The sequence below is a fragment of the Microbacterium resistens genome (assembly GCF_021172025.1).
Classification (GTDB): domain Bacteria; phylum Actinomycetota; class Actinomycetes; order Actinomycetales; family Microbacteriaceae; genus Microbacterium; species Microbacterium resistens.
Genome location: NZ_CP082781.1, coordinates 1,790,392 through 1,805,355, shown reverse-complemented (window position 1 = coordinate 1,805,355; position 14,964 = coordinate 1,790,392). Strand labels below are relative to the sequence as shown.

Sequence of the window (14,964 nt, the reverse complement as noted above, 5' to 3'; positions counted from 1 at the left end):
GTCACATATTCAAAGGAGACACCCCATGAGCGGGCAGTCACAGGACGGGTTCACCCCGACCGGCACCATCGCGACGGCAGCCGATCGTCGCCGCGTCGTCTTCGCCACGGTCGTGGGAACGACCGTGGAGTGGTACGACTTCTTCATCTACGCCACGGCCGTCGGCCTGGTGTTCGGGCAGCTCTTCTTCGCGCCGCTCGGGGCGAACAGCGCCCTCGTCGGCTTCGCGACCGTGGGCGTGAGCTTCCTGTTCCGACCGCTCGGCGCCTTCCTCGCCGGCCACTTCGGCGACAAGGTCGGACGCAAGGCCGTGCTGATGTGGACGCTGATCCTCATGGGTGCGGCCACGGCGCTGATCGGCGTGCTGCCGACGTACGAGACCATCGGCGTCGCGGCGCCGGTGCTGCTCGTGCTGCTGCGGATCCTGCAGGGGATCTCGGCCGGCGGCGAGTGGGGCGGCGCCGTGCTCATGGCCGTCGAGCACGCCCCGAAGAAGCGCCGTGGGATCTTCGGCGCCTCGCCGCAGATCGGCGTGCCGCTCGGGCTGCTCCTCGCCTCGGGCGTGATGGCGATCATGGCCTTCCTCGCGCCCGGTGACCAGTTCCTCGCCTGGGGCTGGCGGATCCCGTTCCTGCTCAGCGTGGTGCTGATCCTCGTCGGCTACTACGTCCGTCGCAAGGTCGAGGAGAGCCCCGTGTTCACGGAGCTGGCCGAGCGCAAGGAGGAGGCGCGGATGCCGATCGTGCAGCTGTTCCGCAAGCACCTGCTGCTCGTGATCATCGCCGCGCTCGTCTTCGCCGGGAACAACGCCGTGGGGTACATGACGACCGGCGGCTACATCCAGGGCTACGCCACGAACCCCGAGGGGCCGATCGGGCTGGAGCGGGGTCCCGTGCTGTGGGCCGTCGCCGGCTCCGCCGTGACCTGGCTGATCTCGACCCTCATCGCGGGGTGGGTGTCCGACCGGATCGGGCGCCGCACCACGTACATCATCGGCTGGGTGCTCCAGCTCGGCGGGGTGTTCGCGCTGTTCCCGCTGGTCAATCTCGGAGAGATCGGGCCGCTGTTCGCGGGTCTCGCGATCCTCACCATCGGACTCGGATTCACGTACGGTCCGCAGGCGGCGCTGTACACCGAGCTCTTCCCGGCCTCGATCCGCTTCTCGGGCGTCTCGATCTCCTACGCGATCGGCGCGATCGTCGGCGGTGCGTTCGCCCCGACCATCGCGACGGCGATCGTGCAGGCCACCGGCTCCACCCAGGGCATCACCTGGTACCTCGCGGGGATGACCCTGCTCGGCCTCGTCGCGACGCTGCTGCTGCGCGACCGCAGCGGCATCCCGCTCGGGCCGGACGCCGAGGCCGAGCAGGCGGTGAGCCCGATCTACGGCCTGTCTCGCGCGTAGCCCCGCCCCGCCCGTCGAGTGGTCAGTTTCTGTGGGTTGAGGCGTCCTCAACCCACAGAAACTGACCACTCGGCGCGTGCGGGCGCGTGTGGGCGCGGGCGCGTGGGGCGCGGGGCGCGGGGGCGCGGGCGGGTCAGCCGTCGAGGGAGGCGCGGATCGACTCCGCGGAGCGGATGAGCCGCGCGGCGATGTCGGCGTCGGCGTGCGCGGTCGCGACGTGCACGACGGCGATCGCGGCGGGCCGGCGACCGCGCAGGGGCAGCGGCACGGCGACGGACTGGACCGTGGGGATCACCTCGTCGTGGCTCGTGGCGAAACCGCGCTCGCGGATCCGGGCCACCTCGTCGCGCAGAGGGTCGGGGACGAGCGCGTCGGTGTCGGAGAGCTGGGCCAGGATCGCCTTGCCCGGCGCTCCCACCGTCGCCGGGTGGCGTGCGCCGGGGCGCTGGGCGACGCTCGCGACGGTGTGGCGCGGTTCGACGCTCACGAGGGTGATGCACTCCTCCCCGTCGAGCACCGCCAGGAAGCACGTCATCCCGAGCTCGTTCGCCACCGCGGTGAGCTCCGGCAGGGCCTCGGACTGCAGATCGCTCGCGACGCCCGCGGCGAGGGCCGCCATGCGCGGGCCGAGCGCGAGCAGGCCCGACGAGTCGCGGGCGATCAGCCGGTGGTCCTCCAGGGTGCGGACGAGCCGGTAGGCGATCGAACGGTGGACCTCCAGGCGGGCTGCGACCTCGTCGATCGACAGCGGGCTCCGGGCATCGGCCAGCACCTCGAGGATGCGCACGCCGCGGCTCAGGGTCTGGGAGGCGGGGGCCGTGCTCATGGATGCTCCTCGCTCGCGCGTCCTTGTCCGGTCCTCCGGGATCGGATACGCTGTGTTCAATAGTAGAACGGTGTGTTCGAATATAGAACATCGTGATCCGTCCCGCAAGGGACCCGGATCGCGGACCCGACCGTCCGACCCGAACGAGGCAGTCCGGAAGGAATCGACGACGATGCAGTTCCACCACCACGGCTACGTGTCCGGAGACCCGCGCGTGCAGAACGCCGACGGGATCGGCACCGACCGCGCGGACGACCTCCCCGACGAGATGGACGTCCTCATCGTCGGCTCGGGACCCGCCGGGATGCTGCTGGCGGCGCAGATGTCCCAGTACCCCGGCATCTCCACCCGCATCATCGAGAAGCGCGAGGGGCGCCTCGTGCTCGGCCAGGCGGACGGCATCCAGCCCCGCAGCGTCGAGACCTTCCAGGCCTTCGGGTTCGCGGAGCGGATCATCGCCGAGGCGTACAACATCGGCTGGATGAACTTCTGGGGACCGGATCCCCAGAACCCGCGGAACATCGTGCGCACGGCGCGCACGGCCGACTACGCCTACGACATCTGCGAGTTCCCGCACCTCATCGTCAACCAGGCGCGCGTGCTCGACTACTTCGCGGAGGCCGCCGCCCACGGGCCGGGCCGCATCGTCCCCGACTACGGCGTGGAGTTCCTCGGGCTCACGGTCCACGAGGACGGCGACCGTCCCGTCGAGGTGCGGGTGCGGCACACGGCGGGCCCGCGCGCGGGCGAGGAGCGCACCATCCGCGCAACCTACGTCGTCGGCTGCGACGGGGCGCGCAGCCGGGTCCGGGAGGCGATCGGGCGCAGGCACGTCGGGGGGATCTCCGCGCACGCGTGGGGTGTCATGGACGTGCTCGTCAACACCGACTTCCCGGACTGGCGCACGAAGTGCGCCATCAACTCCGAGGCGGGGAACATCCTGCACATCCCGCGGGAGGGCGGGTACCTCAGCCGGATGTACATCGACCTCGGCGCCGTCGCGGAGGACGACGACCACGCGGTGCGCAAGACGCCGATCGAGACGATCATCGCCAAGGCGAACGAGATCCTGCACCCCTATGCGATCGACGTGAAGGAGGTGGCCTGGCACAGCGTCTACGAGGTCGGCCACCGGATCACGGACGGCTTCGACGACGTGGACGAGGGCGTCGAGCGGCATCCGCACGTCTTCCTGACGGGGGACGCCTGCCACACCCACAGCGCCAAGGCCGGGCAGGGGATGAACGTGTCCATGCAGGACGGCTTCAACCTCGGCTGGAAGCTGGGGTCGGTGCTCACCGGACGCGCCCCGGAGTCCCTGCTGTCGACGTACGGCGCGGAGCGGAAGCCCGTGGCGCAGCAGCTCATCGACTTCGACCGGGAGTGGTCGAGCCTGATGGCGCGCAAGCCCGAGGAGATCTCGGACCCGCAGGAGCTGGCGAACTACTACCTCGCCACGGCGGAGTTCCCCTCCGGGTTCATGACGCAGTACGGCGCTTCGATGATCACCGGGTCCGACGCCCATCAGGCGCTCGCCGGCGGCTTCCCGGTCGGCAAGCGCTTCAAGTCCGCGGAGGTCGTGCGAGTGGGCGACGGCAACGTCGTCCACCTCGGCCACCACGCCAGGGCCGACGGCCGCTGGCGGGTCTACGCCTTCGGCGACCGCAGCGGGGACGGCGTGCGGGCCTGGGCCGAGGCCGCCGCGCCGCTGTTCGCCCGGTACACTCCGGCGGGCGCCGATGCGGACGCGGTGTTCGACGCGAAGGTCGTCTACCAGCAGCCGTTCGAGGAGCTGGACGTCACGACCGCTCCGGAGCTGTTCCAGCCGAAGACGGGGCCGCTGGGGCTCACCGACTGGGAGAAGGTGTACGCGTCCGGGCCGAGCAAGTGGACCGAGACGGACATCTTCGCTGCGCGGGAGCTCTCTCGTGACGGCGTCGTGGTGATCGTCCGGCCCGACCAATACGTCGCGGCCGTCCTTCCGCTGGACGCGACGGACGAGCTCGCGGCGTTCCTCGCGGGCGCATTCCTCGAGGCCTGACCGTTTCGTCTCGTCGCTGCGCTCCTCGCTCAACGACCGGTGGGGGTCCGTCGGTCGTTGAGCGAGCGGAGCGAGACGAAACGCGGTGGGTGTCCGTCGGTCGTTGAGCGAGCGGAGCGAGACGAAACGCGGTGGGTGTTCGTCGGTCGTTGAGCGAGCGGAGCGAGACGAAACGCGGCAGGTTCGGTGTCAGGGGAGGCGCGTGGCCCCGCCCGACACCACGATCCCGCCCGCCGCGGGAACGGTCACGGTGAGCAGGCTCGGGCGGCCGACGTGCGCGCCCTGGTGGATCCGGAGCACATCTCCCGCCTGCGCCCGCCCCACCTCGCGCAGGTACGCGCCGGTGGACGCCGCGGCAGACCCGGTCGCGGGGTCTTCGGTGATCCGTCCGACCGGGAACAGGTTCCGCGCCAGGTAGTCGCGCTCACCCTGCGCGTGGAGCACGGTGACGGTGCCGGTCCAGTCCGTCTCCGCCATGAGCGCGGCGAGCTCCGCCGGTGAGAAGCGGAACTGGTGGAACAGCTCCCGGTCGGTGAGGACGAGCACCGGGTGCCAGTTGCCCGCGAACGCCTCGCGCACGGGGAACCTCGGATCGAGGTCGTCCGGCACGAGCCCCAGCACATCCAGGAGGCGCGCCCGCAGCGCGGGATCGATCTCCCGCACCTCCGGGGGGACGCTCGTGAACGAGACGGTCAGCGCGTCGCCGGAGCCGGTGGCGGTCAGCGCGATCTCTCCGGCGCGCGTCTCGAACACCATCTCGCCCGGTCCGATCCGCTCGGCGAGGGCGACCGCGGTCGCGACGGTGGCGTGCCCGCAGAACGGCACCTCGGCGCCCGGCGACCAGTAGCGAAGGGAGAACCGGCGCGCTGCGGCATCACCGCCGTGCACGAACGCGGTCTCCGGGTAGCCCAGGTCCGCGGCGATCCGGAGCATCTCGGTGTCGTCGAGGCCGCTCGCGTCGAGCACGACGCCGGCCGGGTTGCCGCCGTCGGGCGATGCCGCGAACGCGGCGTAGCGGAGGATCTCGGGGGAGGAGCTCGCGTCGGGCATGGCACGAGCGTATCGGCCCCGGGCGGGCCGTCGGCCTCGATCCGCGGAGAGCAGCGTCGAGGGGAATTCCCACCGTCGAGTCTGCCGAGACCCCCCGTACGGTCCGGATGCCCGGCCCCCTCCCCACCGTCGATTGGGCCGAGACCCCCTCGCACCGTCGAGACCCCCTCTCACCAGCGCGGATGGAGGGGGGTATGGACGAGGGGAGGGGGTTTCGGGGGTGGTGGCCAGCCGCGCTCAGGAGTTCACGCGGATGATCTCCTGCTGGTACGGCGCGATCACGTCACCGGAGATCCTCAGGTCGAGCACGAGGAAGCGGCGCTCCGCCGGGTCCTCGGCGGCCCATGTCTCGAGCCGATCGAGGTCTGCGAGCGTGCGGACCACGACCCCTTCGGCGCCGACGGCGGCCCCGAGGGCTGCGAAGTCGACCTCGGGGATCCGCATCGGTCCCTCCGCCAGCCCCTTCAGTCCGTACAGGTTCACTTCGGCGCCGTAGGCGGCGTCGTTCCAGACGACGGCCATCCCCTTCCCGCCGGCGGCACGCACCGCGGACTCCAGATCCGCGATCGCCATGAGGCCGCCGCCGTCGCCCGTGGTCAGGACCACCGTCGAGTCGGGGCGGGCTCGTGCGGCACCGACGACGCTCGGCCACCCCTGGCCGATGGACTGGAAGGCGGTCCCGACCATCATCATCCGATCCGGCGCGGCGACGGGCCAGTACATGTTCGCCCAGCCGATGAAGTGCCCGCCGTCGGAGACGACCACGCGGTCCTCGGGCAGGAGCGCGGCGATGCGGCGCGCCGCCGATCGCGGGTCCAGTCGCCCGTCGGCGGCGAGCTCGTCGCCCGGAGCATAGGCCCGCGCGGCGGCCACGTCCACGCGTTCGCGCCAGGGCGTGCCCGCCGGGCGCGGAGAGGTGGGCTCGGGGCGGACGGAATCCCCGGATCCGTCCGCGGATGCGGCGGTGCTCCGCCGTTCCGGGCGCGCGTCGGCCTCGGACGCCGGCGCCGACGCGGCCCCGGACGCGGACATGGTCCCGGACGCGGACCTGACCCCGGCAGCGAGGCGGGCGACGAGCTCCTCTGCCACGACACGGGCGTCCCCTCGGACGAACCCGCTGACGTGGGCGTGGGTGGCGGCCGGGGCGACGTCCACCTGGAACACCCGGGTGCCGGGAGCGAAGAGCTCGCCGAAGCGCATCGTGAACTGGTTGAGGGATGCGCCGAACACGACCGCGACGTCTGCCTCGCGGATCAGCTCCATCGCGCCGTCCGCACCGAAGCCCCCGGTGACGCCGAGGTCGTAGCGCGCGTCCGGGAACACGCCGCGACCGAGGGCGGAGGACGCGGTGAGGGCTCCGGTCGCATCCGCGAGCGCGCCGAGCGCGGCCCCGGCGTCGGCAAGCCACGCGCCGCGTCCGGCGAGCAGGAACGGGCGCTCGGCGTCGCGGAGCGCCGAGGCGATCTCGTCCAGCATCCCCGCGGCGAACTCGCCCTTCGGGGTGAGCGGTGCCGGGACGCGCGGGGACGGCGCCGGGGGGACGGGACCCGCGTCCAGCGCCGCCACGTCGTAGGGGATGGCCAGCACGACGGGCACCCGATAGGTCAGCGCGTGCTCGATCGCGATGACGGTGGTGGCCGCCGCGTCGGCGCGCCCGGTCGTATAGGTGCGGGCGCCGACCGCTGAGGCCAGGGCGATCTGGTCGACGTCCCAGGGCCGTGGACCGGAGGTGGGCTCGTCGCCCACCACGAGGACGAGCGGGATCCGGGCCTGGACCGCCTCCGCGAGCGCGGTGATCGTGTTCGTGAAGCCGGCGCCGTAGGTGGAGGTCGCGGCGGCGATCCGACCGGATGCGCGATAGTGCGCGTCCGCGGCGACGACCGCGCCCTGTTCGTGGCGGACGGCGGTGAAGACGGCGTCGGTCTGGGTCTCGAGGGCGTCGAGGAAGTACGCGTTCCCGTTTCCCATGACCCCGAACACGGCGTCGATGTGCTGGGCGAGGGTGAGGGCGACGTGGGCGGACACCGAGGGCATGGCAGAGCCTTTCGAGACGGAACGGAGATGATGCGGATCCGTATGTGTCTCGCCGCGCGTGCGTCGTCGCAGCGTGGGCTTCGTGCCCCTTTTTCGGGCACCGGCGGCGGGGGCGCCGGCCGGACGACGCCCATTCTATCCGGTGTTCCGCGTCCGGCGTGCGGAGCCGTCCCCACGCCCGCCGCCCCGCGAAGGCAGGACGCGGGGAGGTCCCCGGGACGGCAGAATGGATGCATGACGGATGCTGTGCAGGAGCGCGAGACGCTCACCTGGGATGGTTTCGGCGTCGCCACGCGCGACCTCGCCCGGCGGATCCTCGACAGCGGCTTCGAGCCGGAGGTCGTCGTCGCCATCGCCCGCGGCGGACTGCTGCCCGCGGGCGCGATCGCGTACGGCCTCGGCGCGAAGAACTGCGGTGCGATCAACGTCGAGTTCTACACCGGCATCGGCACGGTGCTCGACGCGCCCGAGGTGCTCCCGCCCGAGCTCGACATGGAGTACCTGGACGGTCGGCGGGTGCTGCTCGTCGACGACGTCGCCGACTCCGGGCGCACGCTCGCGCTGGCGGTCGACCTGCTGCGGGCCAAGGGCGCCGACGTCCGCTCGGTCACGATCTACACCAAGCCCACGACGATCATCCAGCCGGACTACGCCTGGAAGGACACCGATCTCTGGATCGACTTCCCCTGGTCCTACCGCGGCACAGTGCGCGAGGAGGACCAGGGTCTTCCGCCCACCGCCTGAGCGCGGGAGGCCCGGCCGTCGCCCTCAGCCGCGCAGCAACGCCCGCAGGGTGCCGACGGTGTCCGCATCCGCCACGGACTTGTCCGGCCGGTAGCCGCGGACCCGCGCGAACCGCAGGGCGATCCCGCCGGGGTAGCGGGACGAGCGCTGCACGCCGTCGATCGCGATCTCGACGACGAGCTCCGGACGGAGGAACACGGCGTGCGCGGTTCGTCGCGTCTCCAGAGCGGGGAACGTCTCGGTCTGCCAGCGCAGCAGGTCGTCGGTCAGGCCTTTGAAGGTCTTCCCGACCATGACGAGCCCGCCCGGCTCGCCCCACTCGCCGCCCGGGTCGCGGGCGGCCAGATGCAGGTTGGAGAGGAGACCCCGCCGCCGCCCGGAGCCCCATTCCGCGGCGAGGACGACGAGGTCGTAGGTGTGCACGGGCTTGACCTTGACCCATGAGGTGCCGCGGCGGCCGGCCGTGTAGGGAGAGTCCACGCCCTTCACCAGCACCCCCTCGTGGCCGGCGGCGAGCGCCTCGCGCGACAGGCGCTCGGCGGTCTCGGGATCGTCGGTCACGACGCCCGGCATCCGCCACGGCGCCGCCACCCGGTCGAGCTCCGACAGGCGCACCGAGAGCGGCTCGTCGACGAGGTCCTTCCCGTCGACGTGGAGGAGATCGAAGAACCACGGGCGCAACAGCTGGTCCCGCCCGACGTCGGCGCTGAACCGGGACAGGGTCTCCTGGAACGGCCGCGGGCCGCCGTCCTCGTCGAGGGAGAGGGTCTCCCCGTCGAGGATGAGGTCGTGGGCGGGCAGCGCTCGGACGATCTCGACGATCTCGGGGACGCGGTGCGTGATGTCGGCGCGGCTACGGGTGAACACCTGAACCGTGTCTCCCCGGCGGTGGACCTGGATCCGCGCGCCGTCCAGCTTGTACTCGACGGATGCCGGACCGGTGGTCGCGAGCGCGTCGGACGCGGTCGCGGCCGTGCCGGCGAGCATCGGCAGGACCGGGCGCCCGACCACGAGCCCGACCTCGTCCAGGTCCGCGGCCGTGCCGGTGAGCGCCACGCGCGCCGTCTCCGCCAGGTCGCCCGACAGCATCGCGGCCCGGCGCACCGCACCGACCGGCCGGTCCGCCGCGGCGGCGATCGCGTCCAGGAGAACGCCGGCGAGCGCGCCCGTGCGCAGCTCGCCGAGGATCGCCCGGGCCAGGAAATCCCATTCCGCCGCCGTCGATCTCGCGGCGAGCGCGGCCAGCGCCTCCCCGCGGCGCAGGGACGACCCGGCGCCCGCGGCCCCGGCGACCTCCTCGAGCGCGGCGTCCACGTCGGCGATGGTCAGCACCGGATCCGGCGCGTGCGTCACGTCGACGGCCGCGATGCCGCGCCACCCGACGCCGACGCGTCCCTGGCGCGGCTGGGCCAGGAGGAGTCCGACGAGCGGGACGAGCTCGTCGGGAGAGGACGCCGCGAGCAGCCGGGCGAGCGCGTCGATCTTCGCCCGGCGCGACGACGTGGCCGCGACCTCGGCGGCGGTGTCGACCAGCTCGGAGAGCATCACACCGGCATTGTCGCACCGGCCGCCGACATCGCGATCGGCGGCGACACCGGATCCGGCGCCCGGCATGGGATCGGGCCGGGGACCGTCCGCACCGCCTCAGTCGTCGGCGGGGGAGACGCCCGGCGGCCAGGTCGGCGACCCCAGCTCGCGGGAGATGTTCCTCGCCGTCTCGCGCAGCGCGTGGAGCACGGCGTCCGGCGCCGGTGCGTCCGGCGAGGGGAAGACGACCGCGAGGGCCGCCACGATGTCGCCGCGGGCGTCGGCGACGGGGGCGGCGAGCGAGGACTCCCCGAGCACCGCCTCGTCGTTCTCCCCGGCGGCGCCGCGTTCCGCGATGCCGGGGAGCTCGCGCCGCAGTCGGTCGGGCGAGGTGATCGTCTCGCCGGTGAGGCTGCGCAGTGGCGCCGCGAACACCGCCCGCTGGAAGCCCAGGTCGTGTGCCAGCAGGACCTTGCCCATGGCCGAGGCGTGCGCCGGGATCGCCAGTCCCGTCTCCAGCATCTGCTGGCTGTCGTCCGGACGGAGGGTGTGGTGGATCACGAGGACCTCGGTGAAGTGCGGCGCGCCCAGGCGCACGGCCATCCCGGTGCGCCGTGCGAGGTCGTGGGTCCAGCGCATGGCGCGGGCGCGGACGTCCAGGCTGTCGAGGTAGACGTTGCTGAGCTTCAGCAGGGTCGGGCCGAGCATGTAGCGCTGCCCGCCCCGCTCCTTCGCGACCAGCCCGTGGGCGCGGAGGGACTTCACGATGCCGTGCACGGTGGACGGCGGCAGGTCCAGCGCGGCGGCGAGATCGCTGATGCCGAGATGGCGCGCGCCCTGCAGCAGATCGAGGATCCTTGCCGCGCGGTCGATCGACTGGATCATGCGTCGTCGCCCCTCTCCGCGGTGCCGTCGGTCTCCCTTGACATTCCGTCATTCTCCCCGCATATTCGACATTAACGAAAAGCTTTCCGAAAGTGGAGCTTTCGACCGATGCCCGACGGAGGGCAGCGCACCGCTTCGCACCGGCGCCGGCCCCCGGGTCTGACCGAGCCAGGAGGAAGCAGGATGAAGAAGCTCATCAACGCGCCGGAGGACGTGCTCATCGAGTCGCTGCGAGGGGTGGCGCTCGCGCATCCCGAGCTGTCGGTGGACCTCGAGACGCATGTCATCACCCGCGCGACGCCCAAGGACGCGGGCAAGGTCGGGGTCGTCTCCGGCGGAGGCTCCGGCCACGAGCCGCTGCACGGCGGCTACGTCGGGCGCGGAATGCTCGACGCCGCGGTGGCGGGCGAGGTCTTCACGTCGCCCACGCCCGATCGCGTGCAGGCGGCGACGAAGGCGGTGGACCGCGGCGCGGGCGTGCTGCACATCGTGAAGAACTACACCGGCGACGTCCTGAACTTCGAGATGGCCGCGGAACTGGCGTCCATGGAGGGCATCGAGGTGCGCTCGGTCACCGTGGACGACGACGTCGCCGTCCAGGACTCGCTCTACACCGCCGGGCGGCGCGGCGTCGGGCTCACGGTGCTGCTGGAGAAGATCGTGGGCGCAGCCGCGGAGGAGGGGCAGGACCTCGCGGCCGTGGCCGATCTCGCGGCCCGGGTGAACGGTCAGGGCCGGTCGATGGGCATGGCCCTGACGAGCTGCACCGTGCCCGCGGCGGGAAAGCCCACGTTCGATCTGCCGGACGACCAGATGGAGATCGGGATCGGCATCCACGGCGAGCCCGGCCGGCACCGGGAGCCGCTGGCGCCCGCCCGCGAGATCGCGGCCCAGCTGGTGGACCCGATCCTCGCCGACCTGGACGCGGCGGGCGGACCGGCGATCGTCATGCTCAACGGCATGGGCGCGTCGCCGCTGATCGAGCTCTACCTCATGTACGGCGAGGTCGCCGCGCTGCTGGAGAAGGCGGGCGTGACGATCGCCCGGAACCTCGTCGGCAACTACATCACGTCGCTGGACATGGCCGGGTGCTCGCTCACGGTCCTGAAGGCCGACGACGAGCTGCTTCGCCTGTGGGACGCGCCGGTCGTGACCCCGGGCCTGCGGTGGGGCGCATGATGGCGGGGACGATCGGGATCGATGCGCTGGCCGACTGGCTGGTCCGTTTCCGCGACGCCGTGACGGCGAAGCGGGACTGGCTCACCGAGCTCGACTCCGCGATCGGCGACGCGGACCACGGCGCGAACATGACGCGCGGGATGGAGGCCGTCGTCGCGAAGCTGGATCCGGCGCCGGCGACGGTCGACGAGCTGCTGAAGACCGCGGGGATGACGCTCGTCGGCTCGGTGGGCGGAGCGAGCGGTCCGCTGTACGGCACGTTCTTCCTCCGGATGGGGATGACGGCGGGAGCCGTGACGGAGCTCGACGCGCCCGGGCTCGCGGCGGCCCTCCGTGCGGGTCTGGAGGGCATCGTGGCGCGGGGCAAGGCCGAGGCCGGCGACAAGACGCTCTTCGACGCGATGGCGCCCGCGGTGGATGCGCTGGACGCGCGGATCGGCGAGGGCGCTGACCTCGCCGACGCCGCGCGTGCGGCCGCCGAGGCCGCCGCGGAAGGGCGTGACGCGACGCTGCCGCTGGTGGCGCGCAAGGGACGTGCGAGCTATCTGGGCGAACGCAGCGCGGGACACCTCGATCCGGGGGCGGCGTCCACGGTCCTGTTGTTCGAGACGCTCGCCGACGCGGTCGCGGGCCGCACCCGATGATCGGGATCGTCGCCGTCTCGCACAGTCAGCGTCTGGCCGAGGCGGCGGGCGAGCTCGCCCGGCAGATGGTCCCGAACGGGAGCGCGCCGGTGCGGCTCGCCGCCGGCGCGGGAACGGAGCCGGACGGCACGCCGATCCTCGGCACGGACGCCACCCGGGTGGCGGCGGCGATCGACGAGCTCGCCGCCGAGGTCGACGGCGTGCTCGTGCTCATGGATCTGGGGTCGGCGGTCATGAGCGCCGAGATGGCGCTGGAGTTCCGGATGAGCGACGTGCCGGTGCGGCTCGTGCCCGCGCCGTTCGTCGAGGGGCTGCTCGCGGCGAGCGTGGCGGCCGCGGCCGGTGCGAGCCTGGACGCCGCGGCCGGGGAGGCGTCCGGGGCGCTGCTGGCGAAGACCGCCCAGCTCGCGGATCCGGGTGAGGACGACTCCGCCCCCGACGGCGACGGCACGGGGGGCGCCGTCGCCGACGGGGGCGAGCCGGCAGCCGTCACGCGTCGGGTGACGGTCCGCAACCCGCTGGGGATCCACGCGCGGCCCGCGGCCCTGATCGCCGAGGCGGCGGGCGGCGCCGAGGTCCGGGTGCGGCGCCTGCCGTCCGGCCCCGACGCCGCGGCGGCGAGCCTCTCGCGTCTGCTCACTCTGGGGGCCCGCGCCGGGGACGAGGTCGAGCTGACGGGGCCCGCCGGAGCCGAGGACGCGGTGGAGCGGATCGCGGCTCTCTTCCAGGACGGTTTCGGGGAGGTCGACGATGCGATGCCGGGCGGCGCGGTCGGCGCGGCGCTCGCCGAGACGCCGGAGGCGCCGGGGACGCCGGCGGGCGGCGCGGTCGAGGCGGAGCCGCCGGCCGCGGTCGCGACTGCGCCCGCCGTGGCGCCGCCGGCACCGGGGGCCACGCTGCGGGGACGCGGGGTGAGCGCCGGTCGTGCCGGAGGGCCGGTGGTCCTTCTCGCACCGCCGGTGGCGGAGCCGCCCGCGGGGGAGCGCGTGCCGCTGACGGAGCGGGAGGCGGAGGCGGCGCGCATCGGGGCCGCGGCGGACGCCGTCGTGGCCGAGCTCGCCGATCGAGCATCGCGCGCCACCGGCGACGCGGCGGCGATCCTCGACGCGACCCGGCTGTTGGCCGCCGACCCCGAGACGATCCGGGCCGCGGGGGAGCGGGTGCGGGCGCAGGGGATCTCGGCGGAGCGGGCGGTCTGGGAGGAGGCCTCCGCGCAGGAGGCGGCCGTGGCCGCGCTCGGCGGGCGCATGGCCGAGCGGGCGGCGGACCTCCGTGACGTCCGGGACCGGATCATCGCGACGCTGGAGGGACGGGAGCGGCCCGGGGTGCCCGATCGGTCGGACCCGTTCGTGCTCGTCGCGCCCGACCTCGCGCCCGCGGACACGGCGGCGCTCGCCGGGGGAGCCTGCGTCGCCCTCGTCACGGAGCAGGGCGGTCCCACCTCGCACACGGCGATCATCGCGCGGTCGCTGGGGCTGCCCGCGGTCGTCGGCGCCGCGGGGGCGACGGCGATCCCGGCCGGTCGGCCGGTGCTCGTCGACGGCGAGCGGGGGACGGTGCGGCTCGACCCGTCCGCCGCCGAGATCGAGGAGGCCCGGGGGGAGACGGAGACCGCGCCGTTCGACGGGGACGGGCGCCTCGCCGACGGGACCCGCATCGGGCTGCGGGCCAACGTCGGCGGCGCGGCGGACGCGGAGGCGGCCGCGGCGTCCGGGGCGGACGGGATCGGCCTGTTCCGGACGGAGTTCCTCTTCCTCGACCGCCATGATGCGCCGAGCGTCGCCGAGCAGACCGCCGCGTACCGGGCGGTCCTGCGTCCGTTCGCCGGCCGGACGGTCGTCGTGCGCACTCTGGACGCCGGATCCGACAAGCCGCTGCCGTTCGCGACGGCGCTGTCCGAGGAGAACCCGGCATTGGGGGTGCGCGGGCTCCGTGTCGCCCGACGAGCGCCGGGGCTCCTGCGCGACCAGCTCCGCGCGATCGCCGACGCGGCGGAGGCCGAGCGCACCGCGGTGGACGTGATGGCGCCGATGGTGGCGACGATCGCCGAGGCGGAGGAGTTCGTCGCCGCCTGCCGGGAGGCGGGCCTGGCGAGCGCGGGCGTGATGATCGAGACGCCGTCGGCGGCGCTGCTGGCGCCCGAGCTGCTCCGCGTCGTGGACTTCGTGAGCCTCGGGACGAACGATCTGGCCCAGTACACGATGGCCGCCGATCGGCAGGAGACCGAGCTCGCGGCTCTGAACGACCCCTGGCAGCCGGCGGTGCTCCGGCTCATCCGGATCGTGGGCGAGGCGGGACGGGCGACGGGGCAGCCGGTCGGAGTGTGCGGGGAGGCGGCGGCGGATCCGCTGCTCGCGCCGGTCCTGGTGGGGCTCGGGGCGACGAGCCTGTCGATGTCGGCGCGCGCACTGGCCGGGGTCTCCGCCTCGTTGCGCCGGACGGACGCGCAGACGTGCCGACGAGCCGCCGACGCGGCCGCGGGCGCCGCCTCCGCGGACGACGCCCGGGAGGCCGCTGCGGCGATCCTCGCCCCGTGACCCTCTCCTCCCGTTGTCCCGCGAAACCCCCTCTGATCGTCGAAACCCCCTCGTAGATACGGCTTAGCGAGGGGGTCTCGGCGGTGCGAGGG

General features: G+C 73.5%; 11 protein-coding genes. 6 read left to right on the top strand and 5 right to left on the bottom strand.

Annotation, left to right across the window (positions count from 1 at the left end):
• Positions 1-25: 25 nt before the first annotated feature.
• Entirely contained in the window at positions 26-1,405 is a 1,380-nt protein-coding gene (locus tag K8F61_RS08635) for an MFS transporter (RefSeq protein ID WP_067246375.1), read from the top strand.
• A 133-nt stretch (positions 1,406-1,538) separates the two neighbouring features.
• Here K8F61_RS08635 and K8F61_RS08630 read toward each other — a convergent pair whose 3' ends face one another.
• Entirely contained in the window at positions 1,539-2,231 is a 693-nt protein-coding gene (locus K8F61_RS08630; protein WP_219087127.1) for an IclR family transcriptional regulator, read from the bottom strand.
• A 172-nt stretch (positions 2,232-2,403) separates the two neighbouring features.
• Here K8F61_RS08630 and K8F61_RS08625 point away from each other — a divergent pair, with 172 nt between their 5' ends.
• Positions 2,404-4,272 carry an FAD-dependent monooxygenase gene (locus tag K8F61_RS08625; RefSeq protein ID WP_231821354.1) on the top strand — a complete coding sequence of 623 codons (1,869 nt, stop codon included), beginning with the start codon at positions 2,404-2,406 and terminating at the stop codon, positions 4,270-4,272.
• Between the two features lie 189 nt (positions 4,273-4,461).
• Here the strand turns inward: K8F61_RS08625 and K8F61_RS08620 are convergent, their stop codons facing one another.
• On the bottom strand, positions 4,462-5,322 hold the full coding sequence (locus tag K8F61_RS08620) for a PhzF family phenazine biosynthesis protein (RefSeq protein ID WP_231821353.1): 861 nt from the start codon (positions 5,320-5,322) through the stop codon (positions 4,462-4,464).
• 237 nt (positions 5,323-5,559) lie between these two features.
• Positions 5,560-7,356, bottom strand: coding sequence for a thiamine pyrophosphate-binding protein (locus K8F61_RS08615; protein WP_231821352.1), 1,797 nt, complete (start codon positions 7,354-7,356; stop codon positions 5,560-5,562).
• A 234-nt stretch (positions 7,357-7,590) separates the two neighbouring features.
• Between K8F61_RS08615 and K8F61_RS08610 the strand changes: the two genes are divergently transcribed.
• Positions 7,591-8,100, top strand: a complete 510-nt coding sequence (locus K8F61_RS08610) for a phosphoribosyltransferase (RefSeq protein WP_067250272.1) — start codon at positions 7,591-7,593, stop codon at positions 8,098-8,100.
• 24 nt (positions 8,101-8,124) lie between these two features.
• Here K8F61_RS08610 and K8F61_RS08605 read toward each other — a convergent pair whose 3' ends face one another.
• Both K8F61_RS08605 and K8F61_RS08600 read right to left on the bottom strand, forming a co-directional pair.
• Positions 8,125-9,648 (bottom strand): ATP-dependent DNA ligase, encoded by a 1,524-nt coding sequence (locus K8F61_RS08605; RefSeq protein WP_231821351.1) that lies wholly within the window; start codon positions 9,646-9,648, stop codon positions 8,125-8,127.
• Positions 9,649-9,744: 96 nt separating this feature from the next.
• The gene (locus tag K8F61_RS08600) at positions 9,745-10,512 is read right to left on the bottom strand and encodes an IclR family transcriptional regulator (RefSeq protein ID WP_067250743.1); all 768 of its coding nucleotides are present in this window, start codon (positions 10,510-10,512) and stop codon (positions 9,745-9,747) included.
• A 183-nt stretch (positions 10,513-10,695) separates the two neighbouring features.
• Between K8F61_RS08600 and dhaK the strand changes: the two genes are divergently transcribed.
• The 3 genes from dhaK to ptsP are packed head-to-tail and all read left to right on the top strand — an operon-like array spanning position 10,696 to position 14,872.
• Positions 10,696-11,691, top strand: a complete 996-nt coding sequence (dhaK, locus tag K8F61_RS08595) for a dihydroxyacetone kinase subunit DhaK (RefSeq protein WP_231821350.1) — start codon at positions 10,696-10,698, stop codon at positions 11,689-11,691.
• On the top strand, positions 11,691-12,335 hold the full coding sequence (gene dhaL / locus K8F61_RS08590; RefSeq protein ID WP_231821531.1) for a dihydroxyacetone kinase subunit DhaL: 645 nt from the start codon (positions 11,691-11,693) through the stop codon (positions 12,333-12,335). The genes dhaK and dhaL overlap by 1 nt, the downstream gene beginning before the upstream one ends.
• Positions 12,332-14,872 (top strand): phosphoenolpyruvate--protein phosphotransferase, encoded by a 2,541-nt coding sequence (ptsP, locus tag K8F61_RS08585; RefSeq protein ID WP_231821349.1) that lies wholly within the window; start codon positions 12,332-12,334, stop codon positions 14,870-14,872. The genes dhaL and ptsP overlap by 4 nt, the downstream gene beginning before the upstream one ends.
• Positions 14,873-14,964: the final 92 nt, after the last annotated feature.

Bases quoted from the DNA above. Each gene is read 5' to 3' on its own strand.
- K8F61_RS08635 (WP_067246375.1), top strand. From the start codon at position 26: ATGAGCGGGCAGTCACAGGACGGGTTCACCCCGACCGGCACCATCGCG.
- K8F61_RS08630 (WP_219087127.1), bottom strand. From the start codon at position 2,231: ATGAGCACGGCCCCCGCCTCCCAGACCCTGAGCCGCGGCGTGCGCATC.
- K8F61_RS08625 (WP_231821354.1), top strand. From the start codon at position 2,404: ATGCAGTTCCACCACCACGGCTACGTGTCCGGAGACCCGCGCGTGCAG.
- K8F61_RS08620 (WP_231821353.1), bottom strand. From the start codon at position 5,322: ATGCCCGACGCGAGCTCCTCCCCCGAGATCCTCCGCTACGCCGCGTTC.
- K8F61_RS08615 (WP_231821352.1), bottom strand. From the start codon at position 7,356: ATGCCCTCGGTGTCCGCCCACGTCGCCCTCACCCTCGCCCAGCACATC.
- K8F61_RS08610 (WP_067250272.1), top strand. From the start codon at position 7,591: ATGACGGATGCTGTGCAGGAGCGCGAGACGCTCACCTGGGATGGTTTC.
- K8F61_RS08600 (WP_067250743.1), bottom strand. From the start codon at position 10,512: ATGATCCAGTCGATCGACCGCGCGGCAAGGATCCTCGATCTGCTGCAG.
- dhaK (WP_231821350.1), top strand. From the start codon at position 10,696: ATGAAGAAGCTCATCAACGCGCCGGAGGACGTGCTCATCGAGTCGCTG.
- dhaL (WP_231821531.1), top strand. From the start codon at position 11,691: ATGGCGGGGACGATCGGGATCGATGCGCTGGCCGACTGGCTGGTCCGT.
- ptsP (WP_231821349.1), top strand. From the start codon at position 12,332: ATGATCGGGATCGTCGCCGTCTCGCACAGTCAGCGTCTGGCCGAGGCG.